The organism is Pseudomonas sp. 18058 (genome assembly GCF_902706155.1).
Taxonomy (GTDB): domain Bacteria; phylum Pseudomonadota; class Gammaproteobacteria; order Pseudomonadales; family Pseudomonadaceae; genus Aquipseudomonas; species Aquipseudomonas rustica.
Window position 1 is genome coordinate 1 of sequence record NZ_CACSJY010000067.1, and the last position, 17,807, is coordinate 17,807.

The window sequence follows — 17,807 nt, forward strand, 5'->3', positions numbered from 1 at the left end:
ACACCCGCCCGCCCGCGCTCGATGAAATCGACCGTCAACTAATCGCCGCCCTGCAAATCAACGCCCGCGAAAGCGTTGCCATGCTTGCCCGGCAGTTGGGCATTGCGCGCACCACCGTGACTTCGCGACTGGCGCGGCTGGAAAAGGCCAAAGTGATCACCGGTTACGGCGTGCGCCTGGGTCAGCGAGTGGTCGATGGCGGCTTGCAGGCCTACGTCGGGATCAAAGTGCAACCGCGTTCCGGCAAGGAGGTGGTGCGTCGGTTGAGTGCGATGGCGCAGGTGCAGCAGCTGTGTGCGGTGAGTGGCGAGTTTGATTATGTGGCGTGGTTGCGCACTGATTCGCCGGAGCAGCTGGATCAGTTGCTCGATCAGATTGGCGGCGTGGATGGGGTCGAGAAGACGACGACTTCGATTATTTTGAGTAGCAAGGTTGATCGGGGGCAGCCGGTTTGAGTGTTGATCATGATTTTTCGGTTGATGGATAGGATCTATTCGCGGGCAAGCCTTGCTCCTACAAGGGACAGTGTGTAGCGGATTATCGTCAGATTGATCAGGTTATTGGCAAAACGACGACACTTTGCGTCTTATTAACGTGTTTCACACTCCCTAGAATGGCTGGCATCTTTTCCTATACTCAGACGCGCATCCCGCGTCGGGTCGCCAGCAAGGTCAGCCATGAACAAGAACAATCGCCATCCTGCAGACGGTAAGAAACCAGTCACCATTTTCGGCCCGGACTTCCCGTTCGCGTTTGACGACTGGATCGAACACCCGGCCGGTCTCGGCACTATTCCCGAGCACAATCACGGCGCAGAAGTGGCGATTGTCGGCGCGGGCATCGCCGGTCTGGTGGCGGCTTACGAGTTGATGAAACTCGGCCTGAAGCCTGTGGTTTACGAAGCTTCGAAGCTTGGCGGTCGTTTGCGCTCGCAAGCCTTCAACGGCACTGACGGCATCGTCGCTGAACTCGGGGGCATGCGTTTTCCGGTGTCGTCCACCGCGTTCTATCACTACGTCGACAAGCTCGGCCTCGAAACCAAACCTTTCCCGAACCCGTTGACGCCGGCCTCCGGCAGCACGGTGATCGATCTGGAAGGCAAAACCCATTACGCACAGAAACTGGCGGATCTTCCTGCACTGTTCCAGGAAGTGGCTGACGCCTGGGCGGACGCACTGGAGGCCGGCTCGCAGTTCGCCGATATCCAGCAAGCCATCCGCGACCGCGATGTGCCACGCTTGAAAGAGCTGTGGAATACCTTGGTGCCGCTGTGGGACGACCGCACGTTCTATGACTTTGTCGCCACCTCGGAAGCCTTCGCCAAACTGTCGTTCCATCACCGCGAAGTGTTCGGTCAGGTTGGTTTTGGCACCGGCGGCTGGGACTCAGACTTCCCCAACTCGATGCTGGAAATCTTCCGCGTGGTGATGACCAACTGCGACGATCACCAACACTTGGTGGTCGGTGGCGTCGAGCAAGTGCCGCAAGGTATCTGGCGACATGTGCCGGAGCGCTGCGTGCACTGGCCTGAAGGCACCAGTCTGAAATCCCTGCACCGTGGCGCGCCGCGTTCCGGTGTGAAGAAAATCGCTCATGCGCCGGATGGCCGTTTCGCGGTCACCGATAACAACGGCGACACCCGCGAATACGCTGCCGTGCTCACCACCTGCCAGAGCTGGCTGCTGACCACGCAGATCGAATGCGACGAAACCCTGTTCTCGCAAAAGATGTGGATGGCCCTCGACCGCACTCGCTACATGCAGTCGTCGAAGACTTTTGTGATGGTCGACCGGCCATTCTGGAAGGACAAGGATCCGGAAACCGGCCGCGACTTGATGAGCATGACCCTCACCGATCGCCTGACCCGTGGCACTTATCTGTTCGACAACGGTGACGACAAACCGGGCGTGATCTGCCTGTCGTACTCGTGGATGAGCGACGCACTGAAGATGCTCCCGCACCCGGTGGAAAAACGCGTAGAACTGGCGTTGAACGCACTGAAAAAGATCTACCCAAAAGTCGATATCGCCGCGCGAATCATTGGCGATCCGATCACCGTGTCGTGGGAAGCCGACCCGTACTTCCTCGGCGCCTTCAAAGGCGCCCTGCCCGGCCACTATCGCTATAACCAGCGCATGTACGCGCACTTCATGCAGGACGAGATGCCGGCCGAGCAACGCGGGATTTTCATTGCCGGCGACGACGTTTCCTGGACGCCGGCCTGGGTCGAAGGCGCGGTGCAGACCTCGCTCAACGCGGTGTGGGGGATCATGAAACATTTTGGCGGGTCGACACATAAAGCGAACCCGGGCCCCGGTGATGTGTTCAAAGACATCGGCCCTATCGCCCTGCCCGAGTAAGAGGAATCCCTGATGCGTGTAGCCCTTTACCAATGTCCACCGCTGCCACTGGAACCCGCCGCCAACCTGCAACGCCTGCATCAAGTGGCGATGGAGGCCAAGGGCGCGGATCTGCTGGTGCTGCCGGAGATGTTCATGACCGGCTACAACATTGGCGCCGAAGCGGTCAGCACCTTGGCCGAGGTCTACAACGGTGAATGGGCGCAGCAGATCGGGCGGATCGCCAAGGCTGCGGGTCTGGCGATTGTTTATGGCTATCCGGAACGCACCGCCGACGGGCAGATTTACAACGCCGTGCAACTGATCGATTCGCACGGCGAGCGCTTGTGCAATTACCGCAAAACGCATCTGTTCGGTGATCTGGATCGCTCGATGTTCAGCCCAGGCGATGATGATTTCCCCATCGTCGAACTGAACGGCTGGAAGCTCGGTTTCCTGATCTGCTACGACCTGGAGTTTCCGGAGAACACTCGGCGTCTGGCACTCGCCGGCGCCGAGCTGATTCTGGTGCCGACGGCGAACATGATTCCGTTCGATTTCGTCGCGGATGTCACCGTGCGTTCGCGCGCCTTCGAAAACCAGTACTACGTGGCCTACGCCAACTATTGCGGCAGCGAAGGCGAGATCCACTATTGCGGGCAAAGCAGCCTCGCTGCACCGGATGGCAGCCGCATCGCCCAAGCCGGACTCGACGAAGCGCTGATCATCGGCGAACTCGATCGGCAGTTGATGCTCGACTCCCGCGCCGCCAATCGCTACCTCAGCGACCGCCGCCCCGAGCTTTACGGCGCGCTCAACCGGCGCTAATCCGCTAGCATTGGCACTTCACTGTTCTGGAAGTGCCCATGCCTGCGCCCACTCACCCCCGCCCCCACACTGAAACCCTGGCCAACGGCTTGCGTGTGACCCTGCGTCATGTGCCCGGCCTGAAGCGCAGCGCCGCTGCACTGCGCGTGGCTGCCGGTAGCCATGACGTGCCGCTGGAGTGGCCGGGGCTGGCGCATTTTCTCGAGCATTTGCTGTTTCTCGGCACCGAGCGTTTTCCTACGGGCGAAGGGCTGATGGCCTACGTGCAAGGTCACGGTGGCCAGGTCAATGCCAGCACGCGCGAACGCACCACTGACTTTTTCTTTGAGTTGCCGACGCGCTCGTTCGGCGCAGGGCTGGAGCGTCTGTCAGACATGCTCGCCAAACCGTGTATGAATCTGGACGATCAGTTGCGGGAACGGGAAGTGTTGCAGGCGGAATTTGTCGCCTGGTCGCAGGATCCTGCAGCGCAGCAGCAGTTTTCCTTGTTTGAAGGGTTACCGGCTGAACATCCATTGCGCGGGTTTCATGCGGGGAATCGCGATAGCCTGCAAGTCGAGCAGGCTGCGTTTCAACAAGCGCTCAAAGATTTCCATCAGCAGTTTTATCAGACGGGGCAAATGACCTTGAGTCTGGTTGGGCCGCAGAGTCTCGAAGAATTGAAAGCGCTGGCTGAGCAGTTTTCACAAGCCTTGCCGGCTGGGGATAACGTTACGCAGGCGGCAACCGTGCCGCTGGCGGTAAAAAGTTATCAACAGGTCAGTGAGCGACGCGGCAATTTGCTGTTTGCGTTTGATGCCTTGCCTGAGTCATCCGTCGAGGCTTTGGCGTTTCTTTGTCATTGGCTGAACAGCACCAAACCCGGCGGGTTGCTCACGCATTTGCAGCAGCAGAAGCTGGCAGATGGCTTGAAAGCCGCGCCGGTTTATCACTTCAACGGGCAAGCGTTGTTGCAGCTGGAGTTCACCGCTCGAGCGGAATCGTTAAACGCCATTCGCGAGCAGATGCTGGATTGGCTGAGTTTCTTCGCTCAGCAGGATTGGTCGCCACTGCGTAAAGAATACGCGGCCCTGCTTGAACGTCAGCAGCAAGTCAGCGGCGCGCTGCAACGGGCGCGGCTCGACAGTGAACAATTGGAAATCGGCCTGTCCGATAAAGGCGTTGAGGCCCTCACACAGATCCTCGGCGAAATTGGCACTGTGGATAACTTCAGCGGTCATTGGCATCTGCCCGCAGCCAATCCTTTCCTGCGCGCCAATGAACCGTTGGCCAACGCCGGACTGATTCGCGGCCAGACCAGCGCACACCGTGGTTTGCGCACGTTTGCTCAGGATCGCTCGCGCGGTCGTCGTGAGCGTTCGCCGATGCAATTCAGCCAAGCGTTGCCGGACAACAATGATGAGGGCGCGATTTATCTGCGCTGGCAGGTTGAGGCCGCCGCCAGCGCTGATCTGCATTCGCGCTTGCAGCGCAGTCTTCAGCAAACTCAGCAGGACGCGCGCGAGGCCGGCGTCGAGCTGACTTTCAGCGCCACTGGCAATCAATGGCTGCTGAAGCTCAGCGGTTTGCAGGAGCCGATGCCCAATGTCCTCGAGCACGCGCTAAAATCTCTGACAGCGGTTGATGCCGATTCCCCACGCAGCGCGCCAGAAACGCCGTTGATGCCCATCCGCCAACTGATAAATGCCTTACCGGAGTTTTGTCTGGAGCCTGTACCAACGGCTGACGATGCAAAACATCTGTGGACAACTTCCCGTTGGGACGGCCTCGCCTTGGGCCTCAATCAGCAAACCCAATCAGCCATGGGCCTCGCTCTGAGCCGCATTCCCGGTACGCCGGACAACCAGTTGCCTGCTCCGTCAGCGCTCGACAGCCGACGGTTATGGCGCCAGATCGACAGCGCATCCAGCGAACACGCCGTGCTGTTGTGCTGCCCGACTGCCAGTCGCAGCATTACCGACGAAGCGGCATGGCGACTGCTCGCGCTGATTGTCCAGACCCCGTTCTACCAGCGCCTGCGCGTTGAGTTAAAACTGGGTTACGCGGTATTCAGCGCCTTGCGCCAGATACACGGCCAGACCGCAATTGTATTCGGCGTGCAATCGCCCACCGCCTCAGCGCTGGAAATACTTGGCCACGTTCAAGCATTCATCGAAGGCCTTCCTGCGTTGATCGAATCCCACGATGACACCAGTCTCAGCCAGCACCGGCAAAACCTCAGCGATCAATTCAACGACGCCAACCTGTCCGGCAAGGACGCCGCCGAATTACTGTGGCAGGCGAAGCTCGCTGGCCACTCGTCGGATTATCTTGAGCAACTGAGCGCTGCCATCGGCCAACTCGATCGCCAGACTTTGCTCACGGCTGCACAGCATTTGATCAACGCCGAGGGCGGCTACCGCTGTCTCGCCACCGATTCCGCGCCCGGCGCGCCATGGCAAGCAGCAAATTGATCGTTACCGAGGCTGCAAGGAGCTTTCTCAAAGATTCACGGGCAAACCCGGTGACATTTTGAGTAACATAGCAGCCTAACTATTTGGAACATCTTTGCGCTGCCGTGGACTATACCTATGGACAGCGCTATCCCACCCAACCCGAGGAGACACCCTATGTCCTGGACAAAACCTGCTTACACCGACCTGCGTATCGGCTTCGAAGTCACCATGTACTTCGCCAGCCGCTGAGTTCTGCTTACATAGAACTGCAGTGCAACGCCTCGGCTCGCCGGGGCGTTTTATTTTCCGCGTTGAAATGATGGAGTGTTCATGTTCGTCCAGATTCTGGGTTCGGCCGCTGGCGGCGGTTTTCCGCAGTGGAACTGCAACTGCGTCAACTGCGCAGGTTTTCGCGACGGCAGCCTGAATGCCAAGGCCCGCACCCAATCGTCCATCGCGATTTCCGATGACGGCGTGAACTGGGTGCTGTGCAACGCCTCGCCAGACATCCGCGCGCAGCTGCAAAGCTTCGCCCCGATGCAACCGGGCCGCGCCCTGCGTGACACCGGCATCAGCGCGATCATCCTGATGGACAGCCAGATCGACCACACCACCGGCCTGCTCAGCCTGCGCGAAGGCTGCCCGCATCAGGTCTGGTGCACGGACATGGTTCACGAAGACCTGAGCACCGGTTTCCCCCTGTTCAAGATGCTCACCCATTGGAACGGCGGGCTGGACTGGAACCGCATCGAACTCGACCAGAGCTTCACCGTGGCCGCCTGCCCGAACCTGCGCTTCACCCCGCTGCCGTTGCGCAGCGCCGCGCCACCGTATTCGCCGCACCGTTTCGATCCGCACCCGGGCGACAACATTGGCTTGATCGTCGAAGACCTGAAGACTGGCGGTAAATTGTTCTACGCGCCGGGTCTGGGCAAGGTCGATGCGCCGTTGCTGGAGATCATGGCAAGCAGCGATTGCCTGTTGGTCGACGGCACGATGTGGGATGACGATGAGATGCAGCGCCGTGGCGTCGGCACGCGTACCGGTCGTGAGATGGGGCATCTGGCGCAGAACGGGCCTGGCGGCATGCTCGAAGTGCTGGAGCAGTTGCCGGAGCAGCGCAAAGTACTTATCCACATCAACAACACCAACCCGATTCTCGACGAAGATTCGCCGGAGCGTGCTGAACTGGCTCGGCGTAATGTTGAAGTGGCGTTCGATGGCATGAGTATTGTGTTGTAGCGACCGGCCTCTTCGCGAGCAAGCTCGGCTCCTACAAGGGCCAGCGTGCTTTTGTAGGAGCTGAGCTTGCTCGCGAAGGCATCCGACCAGACACCACAGAATCCAACGGTTGTTCCCGGAGAACAGACATGACTGACACGCCAATGTCCCCCACCGAATTCGAAGCAGCCCTGCGCGCCAAAGGCGCCTACTACCACATCCACCACCCCTACCACGTGGCGATGTACCAAGGCCGCGCCACCCGCGAGCAGATTCAGGGCTGGGTCGCCAACCGCTTCTACTATCAGGTGAACATCCCCCTGAAAGACGCGGCGATCCTCGCCAATTGCCCCGACCGGGAAATCCGCCGCGAGTGGATTCAGCGTCTGCTCGATCACGACGGTGCCCCCGGTGAAGACGGCGGCATCGAAGCCTGGCTGCGACTCGGTCAAGCGGTCGGTCTCGACCCGGATCAACTGCGCTCCCAAGAATTGGTATTGCCCGGCGTGCGTTTCGCCGTCGACGCCTACGTCAACTTTGCCCGCCGCGCCAGTTGGCAAGAAGCCGCCAGCAGCTCGCTGACTGAACTGTTCGCGCCGCAGATCCACCAATCGCGCCTCGACAGTTGGCCGCAGCATTACCCGTGGATCGACCCGGCCGGTTACGAATATTTCCGCACCCGCCTCGGTCAGGCACGGCGTGATGTCGAGCATGGTCTGGCGATCACGCTCGAGCACTACAAGACGCGCGAAGGCCAGGAGCGCATGCTGGAAATTCTCCAGTTCAAACTGGACATTCTTTGGAGCATGCTCGATGCCATGAGCATGGCCTACGAACTGAACCGCCCGCCGTATCACAGCGTCACCGAACAACGCGTCTGGCATAAAGGAATCACCTTATGAGTTTCGACCGCAGCAAAGTCCCGACCTGGCGTCCCGGCTACCGCTTCCAGTACGAACCGGCGCAAAAAGGTCACGTGCTGCTTTACCCCGAAGGCATGATCAAACTCAACGACAGCGCCGCGCTGATCGGCGGTTTGATCGACGGCGAACGCGACGTTGCGGCGATCATTGCCAAACTCGATGAGCAGTTCCCCGGCGTGCCTGAGCTTGGTGATGACATCGAGCAATTCATGGAGGTTGCCCGTGCACAGCACTGGATCGAACTTGCCTGATCTGCCGCCCAAGCCTGAAATCGGCCTGCCGCTGTGGCTGCTCGCCGAGCTGACCTACCGCTGCCCGCTGCAATGCCCGTACTGCTCCAATCCGCTGGATTTTGCCGAGCAGGGCAAAGAGCTGAGCACAGAACAATGGATCAAGGTGTTTCGCGAGGCGCGGGAGATGGGCGCTGCGCAACTGGGCTTTTCCGGTGGCGAGCCGCTGGTGCGTCAGGATCTCGCCGAGTTGATTCATGAAGCACGGCAGTTGGGTTTCTATACCAACCTGATCACCTCCGGCATCGGCCTGACCGAGCAGAAAATCAGCGACTTCAAAAAGGCTGGTCTCGATCACATCCAGATCAGTTTCCAGGCCAGCGACGAGCAAGTGAATAACCTGCTCGCCGGTTCGAAAAAAGCCTTCGCGCAGAAGCTGGAAATGGCCCGCGCGGTGAAGGCCCACGGTTATCCGATGGTGCTGAATTTCGTCACCCATCGGCACAACATCGACAAGATCGACCGCATCATCGAGCTGTGCATTGCGCTCGAAGCCGACTTCGTCGAGCTCGCCACTTGCCAGTTCTATGGTTGGGCGCAGCTCAATCGTGTCGGCCTGTTACCGACCAAGGAACAACTGGTGCGTGCCGAGCGCATCACCAACGAATACCGCGCCAAGCTGGAAGCCGAAGGGCATCCGTGCAAGCTGATTTTCGTCACCCCGGATTACTACGAAGAACGCCCGAAAGCCTGCATGAACGGTTGGGGCAGTATCTTTCTGACGGTCACGCCGGACGGCACCGCCCTGCCCTGCCATGGCGCCCGGCAGATGCCGGTGCAATTTCCCAATGTGCGCGATCACAGCATGCAACACATCTGGTACGACTCGTTCGGCTTCAACCGCTTTCGCGGTTACGACTGGATGCCCGAGCCGTGCCGCTCCTGCGACGAGAAAGAAAAAGACTTCGGCGGCTGCCGCTGCCAGGCATTCATGCTCACCGGTGATGCGAGCAATGCCGACCCGGTGTGCAGCAAGTCCGAACATCACGGCGTGATCCTCAAGGCCCGCGAAGAAGCCGAGACCGCCACCCAAACCATCGAACAACTGGCCTTCCGCAATGAACGAAACTCACGTCTCATCGCCAAGGGCTGAGCCTTTCAGCGCCTCGCAAGCCGTCGCAGCCGGCATGGATTTCGCCGAGTTGCAGCTCGGTGCCAATGGGCTGTTCTGGAATGAATATCGCCCCGAAGATGCCGCGTGCCGGATCTGGCATTGGCGCGATGGCGTGGCGAAACGTCTGACGCCGGATGGCTTCAGCGTACGCAGTCGCGTGTACGAATATGGCGGTGGTGCGTTTTGTCTGACGCCGGATGGGGTGGTTTTCGTCGCTGAGGCGGATCAGCAGTTGTATCGGCAGACGCTGGATGGCGAGCCTGCGGCGCTGACATCGGGCGAGTGTCGTTATGGCGATGTGCATTTTGCTTTAGGCCAGGTGCTGGCGGTGGAAGAACAGCGTGATCAACATCGGCTGGTGGCGATTGATCTGGCGGATGGGGCGCGACATTTGTTGGTTGAGGGCGCGGATTTTTATGCTGCGCCCACTATCAGCCCGGATGGCCAGCGTTTAGCGTGGGTCGAGTGGAGCCGGCCGCATCAGCCGTGGACGTCGACGCAGTTGATGGTGGCTGAACGCTTGGCTGACGGCGCCTTTGGTACGCCGCGCTGCGTTGCTGGCGATGAGGGCGAAGAGTCCATTCAACAGCCACGATTTGATGCTGAAGGTCGGCTGTATTGCCTGGCCGATCGCGGTGGATTCTGGCAGCCGTGGGCTGAGACTTCTGACGGTTTGGCGCCACTGCCTGCCGCGCCGGCCGATCATGCTCCGGCGCCTTGGCAGTTGGGCGGCTGCACCTGGTTGCCTGTAGAAGATTCGGTTTTAGCCAGTTGGAGTGAAGGTGGTTTTGGTCGCCTGACTTTGGGCGATGAAGATTACACCGGCGACTACAGCCGCTTCCGTCATCTGGCTTTGGACGCGCAGTTTATTTACTGCATCGCCGCCTCGCCGATCAGTCCTTCGGCGGTCATCACCATTGATCGTGCAACGCGTGAAGTGCAAGTGCTGGCCGGTGGCGTCGCGCCTTTGCCTGCCGAACGCATCAGCCGTCCGCAAACGTTGCGTTATCCGAGTGGAATGGGTGAGGCGCACGGGTTCTTTTATCCAGCCATGAGCGGAGAGACGAAACCACCGCTGGTGGTGTTCATCCACGGCGGCCCGACATCGGCCTGCTATCCGATGCTCGACCCGCGCATCCAATACTGGACGCAACGCGGCTTCGCCGTCGCCGATCTCAACTATCGCGGCAGCAGCGGTTATGGTCGAGAATATCGTCAGGCGTTGCATCTGAGCTGGGGTGAGGTGGATGTCGAGGATGCTTGCGCGGTCGTCGCGTATCTTGCCGAACAAGGCTTGATCGATGGCGAACGGGCATTCATTCGTGGCGGCAGCGCGGGCGGTTACACCACGTTGTGTGCGCTGGCGTTCAGGCAGGTTTTCCGTGCGGGCGCCAGCCTTTACGGCGTTAGCGATCCAGTTGCGCTGGCGCGAGCGACGCACAAGTTCGAAGGCGATTATCTGGACTGGCTCATTGGCGATCCCGAAAAAGACGCCGAACGCTACGCCGCCCGCACACCACTACTGCACGCCAACAACATCCGCGTGCCGGTGATCTTTTTTCAGGGTGAACTGGACGCGGTGGTTGTTCCGCAACAGACCCGCGACATGGTCACGGCATTGGAACAGAACGGAATCCCGGTCGAAGCCCATTACTACCCCGACGAACGCCACGGCTTCCGCCGCGCGGCCAATCAGGCACATGCGCTGGAGCAGGAGTGGAAGTTCTATCGGCAGGTGATGGGATTGGCGGACTGATCACCGCGTCCCATTCAAAACCGCGTGGCCCTATTCGCGAGCAAGCCCGCTCCCACAGGTTCTTTGGTGTACACAAAATTTGTGACCGACCGAAAGCACTGTGGGAGCGGGCTTGCTCGCGAAGGCTATTTATCGAGCGCCGCAGAACTCAGCGCTTGGCGATGATATACACCGCATGCACGATCCCCGGAATATACCCGCACAACGTCAGCAGAATGTTCAACCAGAACGCCCCGCCAAACCCGACCTGCAGAAACACACCCAGTGGCGGCAACAAAATAGCGATGATGATCCGAATAAAATCCATGGGGCAGCTCCTGAATGGGGGTTGGCTCACCTGAGCCATACAAGCTAATCGACCCGCGCCGTTCGTCAGGGTTCAGTGCAACTGCCATTTCATCGCCACCACCGACAAAAAAACGCCCCACGCCAAAAGAATCAGGCGTGGGGCGTGCGTTATACCGCGAGACGGTTCTTTGATTCGGGTAGGAAACTTCAGCTCAAACGGCAATCCCTTTGCGGCATTGCAGTTGTGCGGTGCGCACGCGCGCGAATGCGCGGGTGAGGCGCAGGAGCATTTCGTCGATGTTGGTTTTGCTCACGGTGAGCGCCGGGGTGAAGCGCAGGCAGTTGACTTGCGGAGCGTTGAGCAGCAGGCCTTCGTGCAGGGCGGCGTGGACGACGGCTTCGGCGGAATCGTCTGACAGGGTCAGTCCGTAGAACAGGCCTTGGCCACGCAGTTCGCCGTGGTCGTAGCGGTGCGCCAATCGGGCCAGGCCTTCGCGCAGATGTTGGCCGTTGTCGTTGATCTGTTCGAGAAAGCTGCGGTCTTGCACGCTGTCGAGCACCACCAGACCGGCCGCTGTCATCAGTGCGTTGCCGTGATGGGTGCCGCCGAGTTCGCCTGCTTCGAAACAACAGGCCTTGCCCCGCGCCAATAGCGCCGCTAACGGCACACCGCCGCCAAGCCCTTTGCCGAGCACAACGATATCGGCGCGTACGCCGTAGGACTGTTCGGCGAGCAACGTGCCGCAGCGGCCGATGCCGGTTTGCACTTCGTCGAGGATCAGCAGAATGCCCAGTTCACGGCACAGACGCTCGACGCCTTTGAGGTAGTGCTCGGTGGCTGGAATTACACCGGCATCGCTCTGGATCGGCTCCAGCATGATCGCCACGGTCTGCGCATCGACCGCCGCATGCAGTGCCGGTAAATCGTTGAACGGCACCAGATCAAAACCCGGCAGCAGCGGCGCGAAACGGTTGTGCAGGTTGCAGCTGTCCGAGGCGGAAATCGTCGCCAGACTACGACCATGACAACCCTGCTTCGCAACAATGATCCGCGACGCGCCGCCGCGATGCAGTTGGCCCCACTTGCGCGCCAGTTTGATCGCCGCTTCACAGGCTTCGCTACCGCTGTTGAGCAGGTAAGCCTGATCGCTGGAGGTCGCGGCGCACAGGCGTTCGGCGAGGCTGAGCATGCCGCGATTGTGCAGATTGAAACCGGGATTGATCAGCGCCTGCGCCTGACTGCTGATGGCTTTGACCAGCGCCGAAGGGCTGTGGCCGAGGCTGTTGGCGCCACCGGCCTGGGAAAAGTCGAGGTATGCACGATCGTTGCTGTCCCACAGCCATGAACCTTGCCCACGGACAAATACCTGTTGCGGCCGCTCGACGCTGGGCATCAGGCGCTCGGCGCTGAGATTTTCGTTAGGGTCAGATGGATTGGCCTCGAACGCGAGGTCATCAAGACTCGGCGTCTGGCGCCGCAAACTGAACAGATTCATTGCAAAAAACCTCGTTTGAGGTGTTTTGAACTGCCTATGTAAACACTGTCGAAGCGAACGCTATTCATCGCGCTTTCTGGCCCTGTAAGCCTTGTGAATGCGGTTAGACTAGGCTCACTGACGGTTTCGGGCCATTTCGTTTTTCCAGCATTTTCGATAAGCATTACTTATGGATTTTAAACAACTGCGTTATTTCGTCGCGGTCTACGAAGAAGGCCATGTCGGCCGGGCGGCGGAGCGCCTGTCGATCTCGCAACCGGCGCTGTCGCAGCAGATCCGCCAGCTCGAACAAAACCTCGACGTCACTCTGTTCGAACGCAGCAGCAAACGCCTGCTGCCAACCCTCGCCGCGCACACTTTGTATAACCACGCGTTGCCGCTGCTCGACGGTTTGCAACGGGCGCGCGAGGCGTTGGGCAACTTCAAGGGTCAGGCGCTGCGAACGCTGGCGATCGGCGTGTTGCAAACGGTTCACACCAGTCTGGTGCCGCAAATGCTTGAGCGCGTGCGCAAGGCACAGCCGCATCTGGTGGTGCAGATTTATGAATTAACCGGACTTGAGATCGAGCGACGTTTGCTCAATGGCTCGCTGGATATTGGCATCAGTTATCTACCGCCGCGCCAACCGGGTTTGCATGGCGTGATGCTTTACGAAGATGAACTGACGCTGGTGATCCCGGCGGATCATCCGCTACGCGAATTCAAGAAAGTCTCGATGCGCCAGGCCGCCGAGCTGCCGATGTTGCTGTTGGGCGAAGAATTCCAGATCCGCCAGATCTGGCAGGCGCAACTGACCGCCCTCGGACGTCGCCCGCAGGTGCAAGCCGAGCTAAACAATATGGTGGGAATTCTCGACAGTCTGCCGCACACCAAACTGGCGACGGTGCTGCCGGGGCGGTCGCAGAAGGAATACGACGATCAGGATCTGCTGTGGAAGCCGCTGAGCGAACCACGGGTGCCGCTGAAAGTTGGGCTGGTCTGTCGCGATGTGCAACGTCAGCAGGCACCGTTGGCGCTGTTGCAGACATTGCTGGAAGAAGTGATGGAGCGCGAAGTCAGGCCGCCGCTCGATCCGTTGGTCTGAGCACTTTTCTGCAGGCAAAAGAAAACCCCGCCGAAGCGGGGCTTTGCAGACTGTTTCCCTGACATCCATTTCACTCCGCCACCCTGGCAGAATCCTACGTGTCCGTGTTGTTGCTTTGCGCTTCCTGCGCGACGTCCATGAAATGTAGATTAGCCGTGGATCCAATCCACGCATATGGGAGAACAGCAGCACGTCATGTAAGCAAATGCTTACATGACGTTACATCGTCAGAATTGCGCCGCATCCAAAAGGAACAACGACTCGCTACCGGCCTTCACCGACGCGCTCAGCGAGTGAATACGCGGCAGCAGACGGGCGAAGTAGAAGCGTGCAGTGCCGAGCTTGCTCGCATAGAAATCGTCCTGCGCTTCTTTGCCCAGCGAGGCCTTGGCCATCAGTGCCCACATGTACGCGTAGGAAACGTAGCCGAACGCTTGCAGATATTCGACCGAGGCCGCGCCGATTTCGTTCGGGTTGTTTTTCGCCCGATCCAGCACCCACGACGTCAACTCGTCGAGGGTATTGACGGCATCGTTCAGCGGCTTGGTGAATTCGCCCAGATCGGCGCTTGCGGTGGCGGTGAAGTGGCGGATTTCGTCAGCGAACAGCTTGTAGAACGCGCCGCCGCTGCCGACGATCTTGCGACCGACCAGATCCAGCGCCTGAATGCCGTTGGTGCCTTCGTAGATCTGGGTGATGCGCACGTCGCGCACCAATTGCTCCTGGCCCCATTCGCGGATATAGCCGTGGCCGCCGAAAATCTGCTGGCCGTGCACGGTGGTTTCCAGACCCAGATCGGTGAGGAACGCCTTGGCTACCGGCGTCAGCAGTGCAACCAGATCTTCCGCACGCTTGCGGGTGGTGGCGTCTTCGCTGAACTTGGCGGTGTCGAGTTGCATCGCCACGTAAGTGGAGAACGCACGGCCGCCTTCGTTGGAGGCTTTCATGGTCAGCAGCATGCGCCGCACGTCCGGGTGGACGATGATCGGGTCAGCGACTTTGTCTTTGTTCTGCGCGCCGGTTGGCGAACGGCTTTGCAGACGGTCGCGCGCATATTCAACGGCGTTCTGGTACGAACGCTCGCCGGTTGCCAGGCCTTGGATGCCGACGCCCAGACGCTCGTAGTTCATCATGGTGAACATCGCGTTGAGGCCTTTGTTCGGCTCACCGACCAGATAACCCACGGCTTCGTCGAAGTTCATCACGCAGGTCGCGGACGCCTGGATGCCCATTTTGTGCTCAATCGAACCGCAGTTCGCCGGGTTGCGCGCGCCGAGGCTGCCATCGGCATTGACCATGAACTTCGGCACGAGGAACAGCGAGATGCCTTTCGGGCCCGCCGGGGCGTCCGGCAGTTTCGCCAGCACCAGGTGAATGATGTTTTCGGTGAGGTCGTGTTCACCACCGGTGATGAAGATCTTGGTGCCGCTGACCTTGTAGGAACCGTCGGCCTGAGGCTCAGCCTTTGTACGAATAATCCCCAGGTCGGTGCCGGCGTGCGGCTCGGTCAGGCACATCGAACCGGCCCAGACGCCGGCGTACATGTTCGGCAGGTACGCGGCTTTCAGTTCTTCGCTGGCGTGGGCGTTGATCGACAGGCAGGCGCCGGCAGTCAACATCGGGTACAGACCGAATGACAGGCTGGCGGAGTTGACCATTTCTTCGACTTGCGCCGACACGGCTTTGGGCATGCCCATGCCGCCGTATTCGGGATCACCACCAACGCCGACCCAACCGCCTTCAGCGTAAGTCTGATAAGCCTGTGGGAAACCGGCAGGGGTGGTGACGGCGCCGTCGGCCCAATGACAGCCTTCTTCGTCAGCGGCACGGCTCAGCGGCGCGATGCTTTTGCTGGTGACCTTGCCGGCCTCTTCGAGAATGGCTTCAACGGTTTCAGCGTCGACGGTTTCGGCCAGGGCCGGCAGTTCGGCCCAGAGTTTGGCGACCTCGAACACTTCATTGAGGACGAAGCGCATATCGCGCAGCGGCGCTTTGTAGTCAGCCATGGCAAACCTCGCAAGATCTAAACAGGTTATTCGTGAAGGGTGTTTTCGTTGAGCCCGAGTGTACCTCAACAACTTTTGCGACACATAGGGTCAACCAGTGACTGATTTGTTATTTTTAGTCACCTAAAAAAGATCGCAGCCTTCGGCAGCTCCTACAGGTAAATCTCGATCCCATGTAGGAGCTGCCGAAGGCTGCGATCTTTTGCTTTTTCCTACAGAGAAAACAATTCAGCCGGCAACTTCATCAAACAATCACTCCCCGCCTCAATCGCCGCCCGATGCGCCGCCGTACGTGGCAACAGTCGCTTGAAGTAAAACTCGCACGTCGCCAATTTCCCGCGCAGATAATCCGCCTCACCCTCACCCGCCTCCAGTTGCGCCTGCGCCACCAACGCCATGCGCAACCACAGGTACCCGAGAATGATGTATCCGCTGTACATCAAGTAGTCCACCGACGCCGCGCCCACTTCATCCGGGTTCTTCATCGCCGCCATGCCGACCTTCATGGTCAGATCGCCCCACTGCTGATTCAGCTCGTTGAGCTGCGCAACGAAGCTGCCCAACTGCGGATGGTCAACATTGGCCGCGCAGAACTTGTGGACGATCTTGGTAAACCCACGCAGCAACTTGCCCTGACTGCCGAGCACCTTGCGCCCGAGCAGATCGAGCGCCTGAATGCCGTTGGTGCCCTCGTAGATCGGCGCAATCCGGCAATCGCGCACCAATTGCTCCATGCCCCACTCGCGAATAAAACCGTGGCCGCCAAATATCTGCATGCCGAGGTTGGTCACTTCCAGCCCGCTGTCGGTCATGAATGCTTTGCAGATCGGCGTGAGGAACGCCAGCAGGTCTTCAGCCTCCTGATGCGCCTCGGCATCGCTGTTCAGGTGCGCGGTATCGAGCAGTTGCGCGGTGAAATAGGTCAGCGCGCGGTTGCCTTCGTTGAAGGCTTTCATGGTCAGCAACATGCGCCGCACGTCGGGGTGGACGATGATCGGGTCGGCGGCTTTGTCCGGTGCTTTGGCGCCGGTCAACGAGCGCATCTGCAAACGGTCGTTGGCGTATTTGATCGCGCCCTGAAAGCTCGCCTCGCCCAGACACAGACCCTGCATGCCGGTGCCGAGCCGTGCGTGGTTCATCATGGTGAACATGCAGTTGAGGCCCTTGTTCGGCTCGCCGATCAAGAAGCCCTTGGCGCCGTCGAAGTTGAGCACGCAAGTGGCCGAGGCCTTGATGCCCATTTTGTGTTCGATCGAACCGCAGGACACGCCGTTGCGCTCGCCCGCTTCGCCCGCCGTGTCCGGCAAGAACTTCGGCACGATAAACAGCGAGATGCCCTTGGTCCCGGCCGGCGCGTCCGGCAGTTTCGCCAACACCAGATGGATGATGTTGTCGCTCATGTCGTGCTCGCCGGCGGAGATGAAAATCTTGCTGCCGGTGACCGCATAACTGCCGTCAGCCTGAGGCACGGCGCGGGTTTTGATGATGCCCAGGTCAGTGCCGCAATGCGCTTCGGTCAGGCACATGGTGCCCGTCCATTGGCCGGCGGTGAGTTTGCTCAGGTAGGTTTCTTTTTGCTCGGCGGTGCCGTGAGCGTGAATCGCCGACATTGCGCCGTGGGTCAGGCCCGGGTACATGCCCCACGAGGTGTTGCTGGAGCCGACCATCTCGCTGATCACCAGCCCCAGCGAACTCGGCAGGCCCTGACCGCCATACACCGGATCCGCCGCCAGACCGTGCCAGCCGCCTTCGACGTATTGTGCGAAAGCTTCCTTGAAGCCTGTAGGCGTTGTCACCACGCCATTGTCGAAATGGCAGCCCTCTTCGTCACCGCTGCGATTGAGCGGTGCCAGAACGTTCTCACAGAACTTCGCGCCCTCTTCAAGGATCGCGTTGATCATGTCCGGGCTCGCGTCATCCGCGCCGAGGGCGGCGTAGTTGGCGTGGAAGTCGAAGACGTGATCGATCAGAAAGCGCATGTCGCGCAGCGGGGCTTTGTACTCAGGCATGGTGGCTTCTCCGTCAGC

Annotated in this window: 15 protein-coding genes; 11 read left to right on the forward strand and 4 right to left on the reverse strand. The window is 59.8% G+C overall.

The window, feature by feature from the left end:
• The 10 genes from GVL50_RS25100 to GVL50_RS25145 all read left to right on the forward strand — a co-directional run.
• The coding region (locus GVL50_RS25100; RefSeq protein ID WP_256671968.1) for an Lrp/AsnC family transcriptional regulator at positions 1 to 455 on the forward strand (455 nt) is incomplete at its 5' end.
• 222 nt (positions 456 to 677) lie between these two features.
• A complete protein-coding gene (locus tag GVL50_RS25105) occupies positions 678 to 2,360 on the forward strand; it encodes an NAD(P)/FAD-dependent oxidoreductase (RefSeq protein WP_008085177.1) in 1,683 nt (560 codons plus the stop codon).
• Between the two features lie 12 nt (positions 2,361 to 2,372).
• Positions 2,373 to 3,167, forward strand: coding sequence for a carbon-nitrogen hydrolase family protein (locus GVL50_RS25110; RefSeq protein WP_159815428.1), 795 nt, complete (start codon positions 2,373 to 2,375; stop codon positions 3,165 to 3,167).
• Between the two features lie 38 nt (positions 3,168 to 3,205).
• Entirely contained in the window at positions 3,206 to 5,620 is a 2,415-nt protein-coding gene (pqqF, locus tag GVL50_RS25115) for a pyrroloquinoline quinone biosynthesis protein PqqF (RefSeq protein WP_159815429.1), read from the forward strand.
• A gap of 156 nt (positions 5,621 to 5,776) precedes the next feature.
• On the forward strand, positions 5,777 to 5,851 hold the full coding sequence (pqqA, locus tag GVL50_RS25120; protein WP_003422658.1) for a pyrroloquinoline quinone precursor peptide PqqA: 75 nt from the start codon (positions 5,777 to 5,779) through the stop codon (positions 5,849 to 5,851).
• Positions 5,852 to 5,932: 81 nt separating this feature from the next.
• A complete protein-coding gene (gene pqqB, locus GVL50_RS25125; protein ID WP_053124431.1) occupies positions 5,933 to 6,844 on the forward strand; it encodes a pyrroloquinoline quinone biosynthesis protein PqqB in 912 nt (303 codons plus the stop codon).
• Between the two features lie 128 nt (positions 6,845 to 6,972).
• The gene (gene pqqC / locus GVL50_RS25130; RefSeq protein ID WP_007949605.1) at positions 6,973 to 7,725 is read left to right on the forward strand and encodes a pyrroloquinoline-quinone synthase PqqC; all 753 of its coding nucleotides are present in this window, start codon (positions 6,973 to 6,975) and stop codon (positions 7,723 to 7,725) included.
• Positions 7,722 to 7,997, forward strand: coding sequence for a pyrroloquinoline quinone biosynthesis peptide chaperone PqqD (gene pqqD / locus GVL50_RS25135; RefSeq protein WP_007910068.1), 276 nt, complete (start codon positions 7,722 to 7,724; stop codon positions 7,995 to 7,997). The genes pqqC and pqqD overlap by 4 nt, the downstream gene beginning before the upstream one ends.
• Entirely contained in the window at positions 7,969 to 9,129 is a 1,161-nt protein-coding gene (gene pqqE / locus GVL50_RS25140) for a pyrroloquinoline quinone biosynthesis protein PqqE (protein WP_159815430.1), read from the forward strand. Before pqqD ends, pqqE begins: the two co-directional genes overlap by 29 nt.
• On the forward strand, positions 9,095 to 10,906 hold the full coding sequence (locus GVL50_RS25145) for a S9 family peptidase (protein ID WP_159815431.1): 1,812 nt from the start codon (positions 9,095 to 9,097) through the stop codon (positions 10,904 to 10,906). Before pqqE ends, GVL50_RS25145 begins: the two co-directional genes overlap by 35 nt.
• A 148-nt stretch (positions 10,907 to 11,054) precedes the next feature.
• Here GVL50_RS25145 and GVL50_RS25150 read toward each other — a convergent pair whose 3' ends face one another.
• Both GVL50_RS25150 and GVL50_RS25155 read right to left on the reverse strand, forming a co-directional pair.
• Complete coding sequence (locus GVL50_RS25150; protein WP_003228885.1) at positions 11,055 to 11,213, reverse strand: YqaE/Pmp3 family membrane protein; 159 nt, start codon at positions 11,211 to 11,213, stop codon at positions 11,055 to 11,057.
• A gap of 193 nt (positions 11,214 to 11,406) precedes the next feature.
• Entirely contained in the window at positions 11,407 to 12,690 is a 1,284-nt protein-coding gene (locus GVL50_RS25155) for an aspartate aminotransferase family protein (protein ID WP_159815432.1), read from the reverse strand.
• Between the two features lie 169 nt (positions 12,691 to 12,859).
• On the opposite strand from GVL50_RS25155, the gene GVL50_RS25160 reads away from it, so the two are divergent.
• Positions 12,860 to 13,774, forward strand: coding sequence for a LysR family transcriptional regulator (locus tag GVL50_RS25160; protein WP_053124445.1), 915 nt, complete (start codon positions 12,860 to 12,862; stop codon positions 13,772 to 13,774).
• A 227-nt stretch (positions 13,775 to 14,001) separates the two neighbouring features.
• Here the strand turns inward: GVL50_RS25160 and GVL50_RS25165 are convergent, their stop codons facing one another.
• A complete protein-coding gene (locus GVL50_RS25165) occupies positions 14,002 to 15,780 on the reverse strand; it encodes an acyl-CoA dehydrogenase C-terminal domain-containing protein (RefSeq protein ID WP_159815433.1) in 1,779 nt (592 codons plus the stop codon).
• A 212-nt stretch (positions 15,781 to 15,992) separates the two neighbouring features.
• Positions 15,993 to 17,789 carry an acyl-CoA dehydrogenase C-terminal domain-containing protein gene (locus tag GVL50_RS25170; RefSeq protein ID WP_159815434.1) on the reverse strand — a complete coding sequence of 599 codons (1,797 nt, stop codon included), beginning with the start codon at positions 17,787 to 17,789 and terminating at the stop codon, positions 15,993 to 15,995.
• Positions 17,790 to 17,807 lie beyond the last annotated feature (18 nt).